The sequence below is a fragment of the Mesorhizobium sp. WSM4308 genome (assembly GCF_002294905.1).
GTDB lineage: Bacteria > Pseudomonadota > Alphaproteobacteria > Rhizobiales > Rhizobiaceae > Mesorhizobium.
Genome location: NZ_NSFW01000025.1, coordinates 84,953 through 100,055, shown reverse-complemented (window position 1 = coordinate 100,055; position 15,103 = coordinate 84,953). Strand labels below are relative to the sequence as shown.

17 protein-coding genes and 1 pseudogene are annotated in these 15,103 nt (G+C 63.9%); 3 read left to right on the top strand and 15 right to left on the bottom strand.

Annotation, left to right across the window (positions count from 1 at the left end; translation table 11 throughout):
* Together CK227_RS36515 and CK227_RS33290 are read right to left on the bottom strand one after the other, a co-directional pair.
* Positions 1-247 (bottom strand): hypothetical protein (locus tag CK227_RS36515; protein WP_210421573.1); only part of this gene is annotated, 247 nt, incomplete at its 3' end.
* Entirely contained in the window at positions 244-651 is a 408-nt protein-coding gene (locus CK227_RS33290; RefSeq protein ID WP_095775673.1) for a ribbon-helix-helix protein, CopG family, read from the bottom strand. The genes CK227_RS33290 and CK227_RS36515, both read right to left, overlap by 4 nt.
* Before the next feature lie 482 nt (positions 652-1,133).
* On the opposite strand from CK227_RS33290, the gene CK227_RS33285 reads away from it, so the two are divergent.
* A complete protein-coding gene (locus tag CK227_RS33285) occupies positions 1,134-1,814 on the top strand; it encodes a ParA family protein (RefSeq protein ID WP_095775674.1) in 681 nt (226 codons plus the stop codon).
* Complete coding sequence (locus CK227_RS33280) at positions 1,811-2,218, top strand: hypothetical protein (protein WP_095775675.1); 408 nt, start codon at positions 1,811-1,813, stop codon at positions 2,216-2,218. The genes CK227_RS33285 and CK227_RS33280 overlap by 4 nt, the downstream gene beginning before the upstream one ends.
* Positions 2,219-2,336: 118 nt before the next feature.
* Here the strand turns inward: CK227_RS33280 and CK227_RS33275 are convergent, their stop codons facing one another.
* The 11 genes and pseudogenes from CK227_RS33275 to CK227_RS33230 form a co-directional block, all read right to left on the bottom strand.
* Positions 2,337-2,678 carry a hypothetical protein gene (locus tag CK227_RS33275; RefSeq protein ID WP_095775676.1) on the bottom strand — a complete coding sequence of 114 codons (342 nt, stop codon included), beginning with the start codon at positions 2,676-2,678 and terminating at the stop codon, positions 2,337-2,339.
* Between the two features lie 58 nt (positions 2,679-2,736).
* Positions 2,737-3,060 (bottom strand): DUF736 family protein, encoded by a 324-nt coding sequence (locus tag CK227_RS33270; protein WP_006205585.1) that lies wholly within the window; start codon positions 3,058-3,060, stop codon positions 2,737-2,739.
* Between the two features lie 711 nt (positions 3,061-3,771).
* Positions 3,772-4,305, bottom strand: a complete 534-nt coding sequence (locus CK227_RS33265) for a hypothetical protein (RefSeq protein ID WP_095775677.1) — start codon at positions 4,303-4,305, stop codon at positions 3,772-3,774.
* Between the two features lie 198 nt (positions 4,306-4,503).
* Complete coding sequence (locus tag CK227_RS38035; RefSeq protein ID WP_348628980.1) at positions 4,504-4,719, bottom strand: hypothetical protein; 216 nt, start codon at positions 4,717-4,719, stop codon at positions 4,504-4,506.
* On the bottom strand, positions 4,709-4,942 hold the full coding sequence (locus CK227_RS38030; RefSeq protein ID WP_348628981.1) for a hypothetical protein: 234 nt from the start codon (positions 4,940-4,942) through the stop codon (positions 4,709-4,711). Before CK227_RS38030 ends, CK227_RS38035 begins: the two co-directional genes overlap by 11 nt.
* Positions 4,943-5,135: 193 nt before the next feature.
* Positions 5,136-5,231, bottom strand: a pseudogene (locus tag CK227_RS37630) (ribbon-helix-helix protein, CopG family); the annotation flags it as partial.
* Between the two features lie 187 nt (positions 5,232-5,418).
* A complete protein-coding gene (locus CK227_RS33250; RefSeq protein WP_095775678.1) occupies positions 5,419-5,838 on the bottom strand; it encodes a hypothetical protein in 420 nt (139 codons plus the stop codon).
* On the bottom strand, positions 5,828-6,088 hold the full coding sequence (locus CK227_RS33245) for a type II toxin-antitoxin system prevent-host-death family antitoxin (protein ID WP_057143280.1): 261 nt from the start codon (positions 6,086-6,088) through the stop codon (positions 5,828-5,830). Before CK227_RS33245 ends, CK227_RS33250 begins: the two co-directional genes overlap by 11 nt.
* Before the next feature lie 62 nt (positions 6,089-6,150).
* The gene (locus tag CK227_RS33240; protein WP_095775679.1) at positions 6,151-7,092 is read right to left on the bottom strand and encodes a DUF2493 domain-containing protein; all 942 of its coding nucleotides are present in this window, start codon (positions 7,090-7,092) and stop codon (positions 6,151-6,153) included.
* 249 nt (positions 7,093-7,341) lie between these two features.
* Entirely contained in the window at positions 7,342-8,418 is a 1,077-nt protein-coding gene (locus tag CK227_RS33235) for a toprim domain-containing protein (protein ID WP_095775680.1), read from the bottom strand.
* Positions 8,419-8,430: 12 nt separating this feature from the next.
* Positions 8,431-12,978 (bottom strand): strawberry notch family protein, encoded by a 4,548-nt coding sequence (locus CK227_RS33230; protein ID WP_095775681.1) that lies wholly within the window; start codon positions 12,976-12,978, stop codon positions 8,431-8,433.
* A 184-nt stretch (positions 12,979-13,162) separates the two neighbouring features.
* Between CK227_RS33230 and CK227_RS33225 the strand changes: the two genes are divergently transcribed.
* Positions 13,163-14,356 (top strand): DUF1173 domain-containing protein, encoded by a 1,194-nt coding sequence (locus CK227_RS33225; RefSeq protein WP_095775682.1) that lies wholly within the window; start codon positions 13,163-13,165, stop codon positions 14,354-14,356.
* A 36-nt stretch (positions 14,357-14,392) separates the two neighbouring features.
* Here CK227_RS33225 and CK227_RS37625 read toward each other — a convergent pair whose 3' ends face one another.
* Positions 14,393-14,686, bottom strand: a complete 294-nt coding sequence (locus tag CK227_RS37625) for a transposase (RefSeq protein WP_245318350.1) — start codon at positions 14,684-14,686, stop codon at positions 14,393-14,395.
* A 96-nt stretch (positions 14,687-14,782) separates the two neighbouring features.
* Positions 14,783-15,073, bottom strand: coding sequence for a hypothetical protein (locus CK227_RS37620; RefSeq protein WP_245318351.1), 291 nt, complete (start codon positions 15,071-15,073; stop codon positions 14,783-14,785).
* Between the last annotated feature and the right edge of the window lie 30 nt (positions 15,074-15,103).

The window sequence follows — 15,103 nt, the reverse complement described above, 5'->3', positions numbered from 1 at the left end:
CTCCTGTCCCGCCCGGCGACGAACGAGGCCCCTTCCAGCCGCCACTTACCGTCGAGCCGGCTTGTCCTTGCCCGACCCGTCCCCCGCCACCGGTCCGTTCAAAACTCTTCATCGCCTGGAATTCGCTGGCCTCGCGTCGGGTGCCCGTCAGTGACTTGTCGTCGTCCAGCTCCTCACGCTTCATGCCGGCCTCGCCCCGCAGATAGCGTTCGATTTCGGCCGCATAGCCAGCAAGACGACTGCTCACGGCCTGACCTCCCTCGCCTTGCGGGACCCGCCAGCCATCGCCTTCAGTTCCTCGCGGAACTGCCGCACCAGGTTGCCTACCGCCATCAAAGCCTGCTCAATATCCTCATCATAGGCAACTCGGCCGTCGTCCATGGCGCGCACGGCCTGATTGAAATTGATGCCGACGCGCCGCAGCTGATCGGTCATGTCTACGATCGCCGGCCGCAACGCCTCTGAGGCCACAGGCAGGTGCCCAGCCTGAGCCCGCACCAGACGCCGGACGACCTCACTGACGGTTGCGCCCTCCCGCTCCGCAATGGCTTTGAGGCTAGCCAGCTCGTCAGCCGAAAACCGAATGTGCGTCACCTCGCCATAGCGTCGTGACGCACTCTTCACCGCTGCTTTCTGGGCGTCTGCGTTCATCTCTCAAGCCCGCTTGCGGGCGCTAAGGCCTGCCAGGGCCGCGCCGCCTATTTTGTGTGTATCACAAAATAGGCTATCCTGCCAACGTAGAGAAGGGAGGGTGCAAAAAAAACCGAGGGTGCAAAAAAAAACCGGCCGACGTCCCCTCACGACTTAGCCCAGTTTTCAACTCCGGACCGCCAGCACCCAGCGTCGTGATGTTTCCATCGTGAATTGTTGTGATGTGTCCATGTTGCGTTGAGGACTTGTTTCCATGTTAACATGGAAACAACCGAGCGGTTCGCAGCCTGACCGTCCGACCGGACCCCTTTCCCACTGATTGCACCCGGGCGAGCTTTTTTGGTGCGCGTCTGGGTTGCCAAACCGGTCTGCCCCGTCGACTATGTAACCAAGTTTTCGACCGTGACATTGTTTCCACGTGTCCATGGTGATTTGTTTCCATGTTAACATGGAAACAAGGAGCCAACGTGGAAGGAGGCCCAATGATCATCTCCGCTGCGATCCCCAAGGGCGGCACTGGCAAATCGACGATGCTGCGCACCCTCGCATCCGTCGCGCTGCATCGCGGCTATTCGGTCACTCTTATCGACGGCGACCGGCGGCAGAATATGAACCGCTGGTTCCAGATGCTGGGTGACGCTGGCAACCGTCCTGACAGGCTCCAGCTGGTGAGCGCGATGACCCCGCAGGAAATCCTCGACGCCGCAGCCATTCACAACGGTGAGCGCTCCGTCGTATTGATCGATACGGAAGGCACCACGAACGACAACCTCATGGCCGGGCTCTTCGCGGCCGACATTGTCGTCGTGCCGGTCTACTTTGCGCTCGACGATGTGACCGCCGCCATCCAGATCACCGACCACTACATTCCGCTTGCGGTCGAGAGCCGGGGTAGACCCCTGCCTGCGATATTCGTGCTGACCAAGCAGACCATCATCGATGGCAGGGCGCGAGCCCTGACCGAACTGCGCGCCATTATTCAGGCCAACGGCACGCCGATCGCAGAACACGTCCTGCACAATCGTGTTGCCTACCGCGATCTGCAGACCGGGCAGACCCTTTACAGCCCCGCGGTGCCCGATGCGAAGGCGATTGCCGAGAGCGAAGGGGTCTTTGACGACCTTCTGCAAACCTTCATCGAAGCCACAAGGAATGCGGCATGAGTGACGAAACCGCACCGAAACCCGGTGACGACAAGAAAGCCCGCATGATGAAGGCGATTTCCACGCAGCCGCCGGCGCTGCCGAGCATGTTCATCACACCGAAGGTCCAGACGTCAGGGACCAAGGTGCAAGCTACGCCACAGATGCAGGAACCGACAAAGCCGTCCCCGGCAGTCGGGCCCGATTTTCGCAAGCTGCTGCGGCAGGGCCAGAAAAAGGATCCCATCGCCGGCAAGAAGATTCGCGAGGAGGAGATGGTCCGCTGCGGCTACTATCTGACGGCCGTGGAGCAGCGTCAGTTCAAATTGCTGGCGATCAGCAACGGGCACAGCATGACCGAGCTGCTGCGAAAGGCCGTGCAGGATTATATCCGCATTCATAAGCACAAACTGCCGAAGGAATAATCGGCGGTTTGGAGTCGCTATCGCATGCTGCGACGGGTGATGTTCGTGGCTCTCTTGCGACGCGCAAAAAAAGGGCCCGCGACGGAGCACTCCGTCGCGGGCCCTGAGATGTGTTTGCCTACTTGGGTTGGTTGGGGTGTTTCAGCAGTTCCCCGAGGGGGGCGTCGCGCTCCGGACGCCCGCTGGCTGCCACTTTGTCGTCGACCAGCTTTGCGGCCAATTTGGGCGACAGCGGCATGAAGTCGTAGCCCTGTGAGATGGCTGCGTGGCGAAGATCCTCAAGCGCTTCGAACGCGTGGTCGCGGGTGCCAAGCCAGAGCGCGGGCTCGTCGGTTTCTTCGTGCGGGAACGCTTGCAGGAAATAGGTCCGAAGCGGTGGATCGTAGCCGATGACAGCGTCTGGATCCGAGCGGACTTTTCCGGTGACGGTGCCAGTGAGAGTGATGGTGTAGCGGCTCATTGCAACCTCCTTTTGCCGGTGGGGAAGCCGGCCCCTTAAGGGGCCGGCCACCGATGCCTCACTGGGGGTTGTTCCAGAGGATGACCTTCTTGTTTTCCTCGCCACCCGGGGCGGGAGCGAGATTGCCGAAGATCACGCCGATCTCGGGGGCTTCCAGCTTGACCGAGAGGTATTCCTCTCCCGAACGCTGGGAGATGCGGTGCCAGCCGGCTCCGATCTCGAAGCCCGTGCGCTTGTTGACAATCCGGTAGTCGGGCGCGTCCTCGCGCGACTTGTTGGTGTTCGGGATAAGGGTGATCGGGGCGTTGACCCGGAGCGTGGCAAAGACGCCTTCCATCGAGCCGTCGGCCTTGGTGGTGAGGTTTGCGATCGTGGTGGCCATGGTAGTTCTCCTTCGGTTGCATCGGGACCATTCCCGATGGCGCCAAAGGAGAGGGCCGTCCTGCTGCGGTCATCTCGGCGAAAATTCTGGAAAATTCTATTTGCCGAAAAATTGCGGGCAGGCCCTTCGCCTGCCCGCAGACCAAAAACAGAAATCGAATTTTCCTGAATATTCGCCGAGTGTACCCCCAACGGGGGTTGACCGCACAAAGCAGGCGGTCGTCTACAAAGGCGACATGAAACGGGAATGGCCCCGGATGCGACCGAAGGAAAAGAACTCAGGCCGCCATCGCTAGACCGCCGACGCAACGGTGCCGGATCGCAGGAACATGCTGCAGCCTCTCGGGTCATGTCGTCGGCATTGCCAACACATCGAAAAGCAGCCTGGCGCGTGACCGCCTTGCGTGTTCGGTATGGCGGCATAGCGGTTTCGAGATCGGGGCCGGCTGGCAGTGGCCTTCACGCCCCCTCGGGGATGATACCGCGCAGTCAGGTTGGATGACCCGGCAAGCCAGCATGTTGTTCGGCACGCTTGCACCCGCTTCAGAGGCGAGACGGTCCAGATGATCATCCGCACAACGCCCGGCGGCTCTGCGCGTGGACCGGTTTCCAAAGGTGCCGGCTCCGTCCGCTCATACAAGTGGATTAGGCGGCGAGCTGCCGGATCAACATATCGGATTGACCCCGCCGGCTGTCGGCAGGACCGCATCCATCATCCTGGCAACGTTAGACGCTCCTCCGGCGTCATGCGGGCTTCGGCTTGGCGCCGAATGTCCGAACCTGCATGGCGGAGCATGGCGCACCAGTCCTCCACATTGTACGTGGTCGCCATCCGGCCCCTGGCCAGATCGTAAATGACGCACGGCTTGTTCGCGATGGCGAGCCGAAACACGTTGACGGCCGTACCGGGTGATGCGCCGTCCCAGACCATCATGCCAAAGGCGGCGCGCCGCGCCATCTCCCGGTTCTTGGCGGCGTCGTCCCAAGATCCATGAGTGCGTCCAGGTGACGGGACATGGTAGGCGGCCCAGTCGCCCAGATTGTTGTGGGGTTCCTTGCCGGCATGGAAGACCCCGACATGCTCGTACTTGTAGCCCGCGAGCAGGCCCTGCGCCTCGGCATCGGCTCCGGGCGCATCGCCAACCAGCACGCCGTGCTCGGCAGCAACAATTGCGCCGATGCGAGTGATGGCAGGTTCCGGCAGCTCGAATATTTCGCGTGATCCACCTATGAATATCATCGACATGGTGACTTTCCCTTCTCTCTCGCGTCCCCCGCCCCGCGCCGGCCGCCCTCTTCCTCTGGCCCTGCGCGAGGGATCGTCACCCGAAGGCCGAGACGGCCAAGCCGGCTCGGGGAGCGGCGGGACGCCGCGACTAGAGCCCGGCCGGCCGCGGGCCGGCGCGCCCAGGCCTTGCCGCTGCCGGCGTTACGCGCGGGGGAGCTATTGGCCTTTGTCGGCCAGCCAGAGGCTCACGTCCTGGATTGAGCGCATGAGCACCGACGGATTGTCCCGCGCGGGAATGAAGCCCCAGCTCTGCCAGTAGCGCTCGGCCTCGGCGTCGATCGCCCGCACCACCACCGCGCGGCCGCCGACGAAGGCGGCGCTGGCGACGCAGCGCGTCCTGGACCAGGCCGCTGCCGACGCCTTACCCAGCATGACGGTGGTCGACGGCGAGTTGTTCGATCGACAGGGTCGGATCGGGCCGTCGCCCGGTGCGGATGGCGCGCGGTGCGCTGTTTGGCTGGATCACGCCTGGCGCGAGGCCGTAATAGCCGACGACTGTGCCCTCGTCGTGAACGATCAGGACGCGGGTAAACCCGCAGGCCTGGTTCGTTCGCGCGAAGCCGGCCAGCCAGGCGTCGAGCGCGCCTTGCCGCAAGAGAAGCTGTCGAGGCGGTGCGCCTCGTCAAGGTGATCGATGCCTGAAAGCGCCACCTAGCGGTCCCAGGGCGGGGACCGGCGCGCCTTCGGCGGCGACGCAGCGGCGGGGGATGAGATCGCCTGCATGAAGCGTCATAGGCTTGCGGGGAGACGCGGGTGACGGTTTCGTTGAGGATGGCCGCCTGCGCCTCGTGGAGTGCTGCGCGCCGGATGAACTCCGTGCGCGACAGGCCGAGCAGCTGCGCGCCGCGGTCGATGATGGTGAGATCATCCTCGCGAAACCGCATCGACACCTTCCTTTTTGCGGCGGCGGCCATGGTGCGTTCCTGTGCTGGAATGGACATACGCCGATGCGATGCAGCATGACACTGGATTTGTGTGACGCCATTCATGTACCTGGGACCGGCGTACAGGCATGCGGAAACCGCGGACTGATCCGATCCGAGGTATGCTCCCTGCCGCGAAAAGAGAACGTCAATCCAGACGGCTGACGCGGCGGCCCTCGCTGCGCGCTTCGATAAAGGCGCCTGCGATCTTCATCATGAATGCCTTGCTGAAACGACCAGAGGGCTTACCGTCGGATTCGATGTACCAGGAGCGTTCGGCAATATCGTAGTTGTATTCGTCAACCACGATCCAGCAGCGTTTGAGATCGGTCAGACCGGCGCGGCGGCACTCGATAGCGGAGACTTCCAAACCGACCCGATCGCTGGTCGGTGGCTGGGTGGTTATCGCCAGGAGCGCGAGATGGGTCAGGCCATCTCTTGCGCCGCGGACAGCGATGACCACGCAGGTCGGCCGGCTCTTGCGGCCTTCCGTTTCGCCGCGCTCGTGTTGCCATGCCCAAAGATACGGGTAGGAGATCACCTGACCAGGCAGAAATCTACCGCTCATCATCGTACCCTTCCCCGCGCGCCAATCGGTCGATCTCGGCGGCGAAGAGTTCCGTGTGTTCCTCCGGCATCTCGGAGACATGGTATGCGCGGCGGGGATCGCCGCCGATGCGCATCCGCTCGTAGTGCTCGTAGCTCATCAGCACGAACCGGGGTTTCCGGTGCTTGGTGAGAATAACGGGTTCGCGGCTGGCAACGTCGGTGACGTCGCCAACCTGCTTGTTGAGATCCCCGGTCGTGAACTGGCGCATGGCTGGCCTCCTTACCAATCTCCATATTATCTGGATTTTCTTGATTTGCAAGAAAACGGCGCTCACGCGCCGTCCTCCGCGAACCGCCAGACGGGAATGCCCAGCCGACGCGCCTTGTCGGCAAGGTTGTCGGTGATGCCGGAGCCGGGAAAGACGATCAGGCCGTAGGGCACTACGGAGAGAAGCTGGTCGTTGCGGCGGAACGGAGCCGCCTTGGCGTGCCGGGTCCAGTCCGGCTTGAAGGCGATCTGGGTGACCTTGCGGTTCTCGGCCCAGCAAGCGGCGATGCGCTCGGCGCCGCGCGGGCTGCCGCCGTGGAGCAGAACCATGTCGGGATGCTTCTCGCGAGCCTTGTCGAGCGCGTCCCAGATCCGGTCGTGATCGTTGCAGTCGAGGCCGCCGGCGAAGGCGATCTTGGTGCCGGCTGGAACGAGCACCTCGGTTTCGGCGTGGCGACGGGCGGCGAGGAAGTCGCGGGAGTCGATCACCGCAGCGGTCATCGCCTGGTGGGAGACCTTGGAGCCGGTGCGCGGCCGCCATGCCGATCCGGTTTGTGCCTCGTAGAGGTCGGCAGCCTCGTCGCGCATGATTTCGAGCACGTTGCGGCGCTCGATATAGGTGATGCCCTCGGCCGTGAGCCGTTCCAGCTCGACAGACTTCACCTCGGAACCGTCCTGCTCCTGCTGGCTTGAACGCTGCGCCTCTTCATTGCGATCGAGGCTGCGGGCGACGCGCTCGGCGGCACGGTGGAAGACGTTTGCGAAGGACCAGAGCAGGTCATCGAGATCGGGTTCGAGCCTGGTGTCGCCGAGCATGCCGGCGAAGATCTCGACGATCCCGGCTAGCCCGGCCCGGATCACCTCGTCGTCGGGAAGTGGCCGAGCATCAGGTTCGTCCTGATGCGGGCGATGGCCATACATCTGCAGTTCGAGGATGACGCGGTCGGTCGGCGAGGAGGCGTGGTAGGGCTCGTAGGCATCGTCGAAAGGAAGCTCGTAGGTCATGGCGTGTCTCCGTCGGTTGTGGCCGCGCCTTTTGCGGCCTGACAGCGCTCCCCGGCCGCGCCCCGGGGCGCGGCCGCACCGAAGGCCGGAGCGTGAGCGGAGGACGGCGCAGCCGTTGCGGCCGTGAACGGGGGGTGGCAGGGGTCGCCTCTCGGGCAGGCCGCGGGCGCGGCCTCGCCCGGCGGACCGCCGCCATGCCTAAAAGTCTTCCGGTGACGCCACCCCCGCCCGGCTGCCTATTAGGGCCGTTTATCCGGGCGGCAGGAAGAGACGGGCATCCTCCGGGACGAACTGATCGCGGAGCCATGCCGCGAGATGGGCCGGGCCGAGATGGCGCAGATCGTCGTTGAAATCGCCGAGCTGCGGCCACAACACCAGGGCGAGAACCCCAGCCTCGCCTGCGCGCTGGCTGAGACGCTCGATGCCGTGCCGACCGGCGGCGTCGGCATCGGCTGCGATGTAGAGGCGACGGCAGCCGGGCGGGAACGTCAGGCCGGCGAGGTGATTGGCCGAAGTGGCGGCGGCCACCGGCAGCGCCGGCATCACCACCTTAAGCGACGCCATCGTCTCAAAACCCTCGCCGGCGGCCATGACCGGGACGGGCGCACCGGGCTCAAGGCCGAGCCAGATGCCGTTGCCAAAAAGATGCCCGAGCGAGCGGCGTGGATCGGCAAGTTGCGCCTTGCCGACCTTGCCGCTCGGGTCCAGCCCAGAGGACAAGCCAGAGGAAAGGTACGTGCGCTGCAGGCCGGTGATCTGCCCGTCAGGGTTGGTGACAGCGGCAATCAGCGCAGGCAGCGTCTGCGTCTCGCCGGTCACGAGATCCCTGTAGTAGCAGCCGGGATGGAACCGCAGGGCACGCTCATGCGCGGAGAGCAGAATGCCGCGGCCAGCAAGATATCGTTCGGCCAGCGTGCCGACGATCGGTTGGGACATGGCGAACAGGCGACGCGCGGCCTCGGGCGAGCCGCGTGTTGCGACAGGTTGGCGCTGCGTGCCGGCGGGCTGGGGCGGTGGCAGCGGCATGGCGAGGAAGCGACGCGCTTCATCCGCGACATCGCGGAACTCGGTCAGGCCGCAGCTTTCGCGGATGACGTCAAGCAGATCGCCAAATTCGGCTGTGGCGGCATCGGTCCAATGTCCGGCGGCGCCGGGACCGGATTCCGGCCCGCTGAGCCGGACGAACATTGACCGTCCAGGCGTGTTGTGGACATCGCCGACCATCCAGTAGTTGCCGGAGCGATGGCCGTTGGAGAGATAGCCGCGACACACCGCCTCGGCATGTTCGCCAAGGCGGCGCGCCAGTTCGGAGGCCGAGACGGTCATGATCGTCCCCCCTTACGCCGCTGACGCGCGGTCGGTGACGCCGACCAGTGTGTGGCGGTCGAGGAGCTCGGCGAGGATGGACGGCCCTTGCTCGCTCGTCGGGATGAACAGCCGGAGCTTCCAGGAGATGATCTCGGAGATCAGGCCTAGCGCCTTCAGCCGGGGAACAAAAGCGTCGGTGAAGCCGATCAATTCGATACGGTAGTCGTTCATGACCCGACTGCGACGCAGGGTCAGGCCATCGGTGAGTTGCAGTCCGACCTTGCCTTCCACGAGCCCGGTCCAGGCATCTTGCGGCGCGAGCGTCGGCACATGATCGAGCCCTAGATTGCGCAACATGGTCGCGACAAGGGTCGGCGCGATGTGACGGCCGATGATGCGTTCGCCGGCATCGGTCTGGATCCGGTAGACCTGGCAATCATGATCCGGCAGCCGACGCCAGATCGGCAGCAGCAAACCCGTCACGATGTGAAAGGTGCTGGTGGTGAACTCCGGGACGGCGGCGACTTCAGCCTGCCACAGGTCGCAGAACAATTTTCGGTCGGCGGGTTGCCAGTGGGTTTCGGCAAGGGCGTCGAGACCGAAGCGCAGTTCGTCCGTCGGCCGCAGCAGGCGCACTCGGTGTTCGACGGTTCCGTCGTCGAGCATCAGGCTCGCCGTCGGCAGCCGGATCGCCGTGCGGTGCGATCGCGTGTTCACCAACAGAACCGATTGGGGTTCCGCCTGGACGATGGCCAGCGCGTCGACGAGGCTGAGCGGCCGAATTCGGTCCTTGCGCGCGACGGTCAGCACATGCGACTGCGCGCCCGAGACTGGGTGCGCGTAGACGGTGCGGCGATCGGTGACGACGATACTCTCCGCCGTGATCGTCTCCAGGCCTTTGTCATAGGAGCCGGCAGCGATCGCGCCCTCGACCTTCGCCGTCATCAGTTGCTCGAACACCTCGAACAGCAGGTTCTGGGTTTCGATCCGCAACGCCAGCAGGCGATTGAGCCAGGTCGTGATCGGTGGCAGGTCGTCGCGCAGCCCGCCCTCGTCGGTCGTCAGCGACAGCCCGGTCACGGTTTCGAAGGTGGTGAGCGAACAACCTTCGATCCTGCCCTGATGCAGCAGCATGTAGAATTGTCGAAGTGCGGCCCGCGCGTAGGGGCTTTCGAGATTGTCCTCGGCACGGAACAGCCCTGCCCCGCCGGTCTGGCGCTGGCCACGCGTGATCGCGCCCAGCGTGTCGAGCCGCCTGGCGATCGTCGACAGGAAGCGCTTGCCGGCCTTCACATTGGCGGCCATCGGCCGGAACAGCGGCGGTTGCTTCTGATTTGTGCGGTGGGTCCGTCCGAGCCCCTGGATGGCATTGTCGGCGCGCCAGCCGGCTTCGAGCAGATAGTGCTTGCGCAGCCTCTGGTTGCTGACGCCGAGATCGGCGTGGTAGGAACGGCCTGTGCCGCCGGCGTCGGAGAAGATCAGTACGCTCTTGTCGTCATCCATGAAACTCTGGGTCTCTGCGAGATTGGCCGAGCCAGGGCGGTTTTCCACGGCCAGCCGGTCGATGCCGTCGCGGCCAGTCTTCTTCACGATGCGGCGCGACCGGCCGGTCACCTCTGCGACGGTGTCGGTGCCGAAGTGATGGATGATCTGGTCGAGCGCGCTGCCGACAGGCGGCAGCGATGCGAGTTTTTCGACCATCTCGTCGCGCCGGCGAACGGCCTCGCGGCATTGGACGGGATTGCCGTCGGCGTCGTGGACGGGCCGCGAATAGACATTCCCCTCGGCGTCCGAATATTCCTCGAACAACTGGGTGGGGAAGGAGTGCATCAAGTAGCCGCCGACGTACTCGCGCGGCGTGACGTCGACATGCAGGTCAGACCATTCCTCGGTTGGGATTTCGGCAAGCCGTCGTTCCATCAGCGCCTCGCCGGTCGAGACGATCTGTACGACCGCCGAATGACCGTCGGCGAGGTCCTGCTCGATCGCGCCGAGCAGGCTCGGCGTCATCATCGAGGTGATGAGATGGCTGAAGAAGCGTTGCTTGGTGCTCTCGAAGGCTGAACGCGCCGCCGATTTTGCGTCGCGGTTCAGCGTGCCGGCCTTGCTGGTGATGTTGGTCGCCTCGAGTGCTGCGGTCAGGTTGTTGTGAATGACCTGGAACGCGTCGGCATAGGCGTTGTAGATGCGGATCTGTTCGTCGCTCAGTGCATGCTCGAGCAGGTCGTATTCGACCCCGTCATAAGAGAGCGAACGCGCCGCATAGAGGCCGAGCGATTTGAGATCGCGGGCGAGTACTTCCATCGCCGCGACACCACCATCCTCGATCGCGGCGACGAACTCGGCGCGGTTGGCGAAGGGAAAATCCTCGCTGCCCCAGATGCCGAGACGCTGCGCATAGGCGAGGTTCTCGACCGCCGTCGCACCGGTCGCGGAGACGTAGACGACGCGCGCGTCGGGAAGGGCGTGCTGCAACCGCAGTCCCGCCTTTCCTTGCTGCGACGGGGCGACGTCGCCACGCTCGCTTTTGGCGCCAGCGGCGTTGGCCATGGCGTGGGCCTCGTCGAAGACGATGACGCCATCGAAAGATTTTTTCGCCCCCGACGGGTTTTCTCCAATTCCTGTCTGGCTTTCGGCCCTCCCTGCCGACTCTTCTCCGTTCCCTGTCGGGCCTTCGGCCCTCCCCGCCTCTTGGCCAACCCATTCGAGGATCTGGGCTATCCGGGATTTCTTGCCTTCCCGTTCCTGCGAGCGCAGCGTCGCGTAGGTCGTGAACAGGATGCCCTCGGCAAGGCGGATCGGCGTGCCCTGGCGAAAACGCGACAGCGGCTGCACAATTTCCTGGCCAAGTGCCGCCCAATCGCGCTGTGCGTCTTCCAGCAGCTTGTCCGACTTGGAAATCCAGATCGCGCGGCGTCGCCCTTGCAGCCAGTTGTCGAGTATGATGCCGGCGACTTGCCGTCCCTTGCCGCATCCGGTCCCGTCCCCCAAAAACCATCCACGACGGAAGCGGACAGCGTTCGCAGCCCCTTCTGGTGCGGCCGAGACGACATCGCAGGTCTCGTCAACCGCCCAGGTGCCGGCAAGATGGCCGCAATGGGCTTCGCCGGCATAGACGACGCTTTCGAGCTGGGCGTCCGACAGCAGGCCTTCGTCGATGATCGCATCAGGAAGAAGCGGCCGATAGGAAGGTTTTGGTGGCGCGACGGCGGCCATTGCGGCCGACTGCACGAGCGGCGTCGGATGCGGCTTTGCGCGGGGAATGTCGATCGACTGGAGCGCGTAGGGTTCGTAGATCGTGTCGGTGAGCCGGCCGCCGTCCTCCGGCATCCAGTCGCGCAGCTCATAGGCGAGGGGAACAGCCGGGGTGGTGCTCGCGATGATGGGGCGGGTGGGCTTTGCCCGGAGGACAATAGGGCGGACTGGCCGGATGACCTGCGGAACGGCCGCAACGGGTCCGGCTCTCGCCGCGGATCGGGCGGCCATCTGCATGGCGGCATTGCGCAGGATCCCGTTCGATAGGGTGCCGATCGAATCGGGAAAGCCACCCGGTGTCCGGGGCGGCAGATCCGTGATCCAGGCGAGCAGCGTTTCGACATCGGTGGCTTTGCCCGGCGACCGGACGAAGTTTTTCGGTTCGGCGGCCGGTACCTTGTCGATAATTGTCAGACGGGTCTCAGTGGTGGTGCCATGGCGGGCGTAGACACGGCCGTCGATCGCCGCGGTAAAGACAATGGTGCCCTGTTGCTGCAGGCCTTCGAAGGCCGGCCGCCATTTGGGGTTTTCCGGACACAGCCCGGTGCCGGTGATGGCGACCAGGCGCCCGCCGGCGCGCATGCGTGCGAATGCGGAAGAGAGATGTCGCCATGCCGCGTCAGTGACGTGGCCGTCGACATTGGCGCCGACGCTGAAGGGTGGATTCATCAGCACGACGGACGGCTCGATGACCGCGTCGAGATGGTCGTCGATATGGGCAGCGTCGTGCCGAGAGACGGAAACCCTTGGAAACAGCAGGCAGAGTAGATCGGCCCGTGTCGCGGCAAGCTCATTGAGGGCGATCGAGGCGCGCGCCATCTCGGCATGGACGGCGAGCAGACCGGTGCCGGCCGAGGGTTCCAGAACGAGGTCACAAGACGCGATCGCCGCCGCGTGCGCCGTGACGAAGGCCAGGGGCAAGGGCGTGGAGAGCTGCTGCATGGCTTGGCTCTCGTCGGACCGTCGCGTATGGGTGGGAAGAAGCTCGGCAATGCGCTTCATCATCACCAGCATTGCCTGAGGCGTGATCGACCGCGACAGGATCGTCGGGCCGAACCGGCGCAGAAATAGCACCTGGGCGGCTTCCAGCGCCTCATAGGCGTCCTTCCAGACCCACAACCCTTGCGCATCACTGCCGCCCAAACTTGCCGTCATGGCAGTGCGCAATGCGGCGGTGGTGACACGCTTGCCCTGCTCGAGGAAATGCAGAAGCCGCATTCCGGCCTGATGGATCGCCTGGGCGTTGTTGATGGGGGTGGGCGTCGGCGCGTCGGGGGAAGCGGCCGTCCGGGCAACAGCAGACGTGGTCGAAACAATGTTCATGGAGATGTCCTTCGCGAGAGGGGAGTGGCGCCCGCGCCGGCACTCTCTCCGCGCCAGCCGGGCACACTCCTCCCGGCTCCCCTCTGCCTCTGGCGCCGATGCACCAAAGGGGTTGCGCTCTTTGCAAACCCATGACTTGAATGCGCGCACAGGGATGCGGCGGCGACCTGGAGCTGTGGAGGTGATGCGACGGTTCAGAATTGGCAGTGCGGTCTACGAGGAGGCAGCGCCTGACCTGCAGGCGGCGCTGGCGAGTGCCTATGCCCGCACCGAGCGTCCGCTATGCCTGTGCCGCGAGCCGGGCTGCCCGATGTACATCGCCCGCATCGGCGACCTTCACCTGATCAAGCGCATGCCGCTTAGCGGCGGCGGACATGATCTATCCTGTGATTCCTATGAATCACCTTACGAACTGTCCGGGCTGGGCGCCTTGATGGGCAGTGCGATACAGCTCGATCCGCAAAACGGCTTGGCCGCCCTTAAGTTGGACTTCAGCCTGTCGAAGACGGGGAGCCGTGCGGCATCGGTGCCTGCGGGGCAAAGTTCCGCCAGCGTAACGGCCGATCCCAGGAGGATGTCGCTGCGTGGCCTGCTTCATTATCTCTGGCACGAGGCCGAACTGACGGTCTGGACATCGAGGTGGGCCGGCAAACGGCATTGGTGGAATGTCCGCTGGCATCTGCTCGAGGCTGCCGGGCAAATGACGGTGAGGGGCGGCCCACTCGCGGATATCCTGTTCGTGCCCGAGCCGTTTCGCGCCGAGAACAAGCAAGCCATCGAGCAACGTCGCAACGCGGTTCTCGGCACGGCCCTCCCGCCTAAATCAGGTCCCCGAAAGCTGCTCGTCCTGGTGGGGGAGATGAAGGAGATGGTTCCCGCCCGCTCCGGTCAGAAACTCGTCATCAGGCATTTGCCCGGTTTTCCCTTCATCATCGACGATGCATTGCATCGCCGCTTGCAGGCGCGTTTTGAAAAAGAATTGTCCCTGTGGGCAGCGGATTCCAGCTCGCATCTCATGACGATCGCGACGTTCGGACTGAACCCGGCCGGCCTCGCCATTGTCGAGGAGATTGCGTTGATGGTGGTCTCCGAGAACTGGATTCCCTACGAGACGGTCCCGGAGAAAAGGCTCGTCGATGGGCTCGCCCGCCTTCGCGAGAAGAGCGTGAAGGGATTGCGCTTTGACCTGCAACCCGACCAGCCGATCGCCAATGCGTTGCTTCAGAAGAGGGACGAGCCGATAGCGCTCTTTGTCGTTCCGGCCGGAGCGGACGAAAACTACGAAGCGTCGCTCGACGAAATGATCGCCGCGCGACCGGAGATCGGCTCCTGGGTGTGGCGGGTCGGCGAAGGCGATATGCCGCCGCTACCCCTTTGAGCGTCGGGCGGAATTTCCAACGCGCCTCAGTATGCCTTAGGCCAGGCCCAGCTTCTTCTTGAGCTCGGCATTTTCCTTGCGCAGACGGTCGGCAAGCAGGTTCTTAAGGCGCTTGTTTTCTTCTTCGAGCGCGACAAGATCGCGAAGATCGCCGCTGTCAGAGGAAGGTGCGGCAGCCTTCTTCCAATAATAGTAGGTCTGCTCCGATATGCCGGCCTGGCCGACCGCAATCTTGCTGGTCGCGCCGGCAGCGATCGATTTCTCGATCTGGGCAAGCTTCTGGGCGCGTTCCTTCTCGGAATATGTCTTGCGGGCGGTCTTCGCTGCCACGGGAGCTTCTGCGGCCGCGGGCGCAGGTTTCGCTCCGTTCTTGCGGGCCGGCTTTACGAGCTCTGCCTTCGATTTCTTTGCTCGCGGAACTTTCTTCTATTCAGGCACTTCCACTTTGGCTGGCGCTACTGTCGTCTGAACAGTCTGAGCGTCCTGAAAATCGGCCATCATATACTCCGCTTGTGGTTTATCCCCTTCTTCAGCATCAAGGGGTCTTATACTGAAGTCAATGACCTGGGAATTTGGGAGCGGAGCAGCATAGCCCGGCTGCGTCATCTCCGTGGCAATCTTGGACAGGTCGAGATCGCCCCAGATCGAATGGCTTGGCTTCTGCTTACCGCGCCTCTGTTTCATTTCCACGATGAATGGCCGGATCTGGCGCTTCATAGTCTGTTCCTTGATGTGAGCATGACTTGC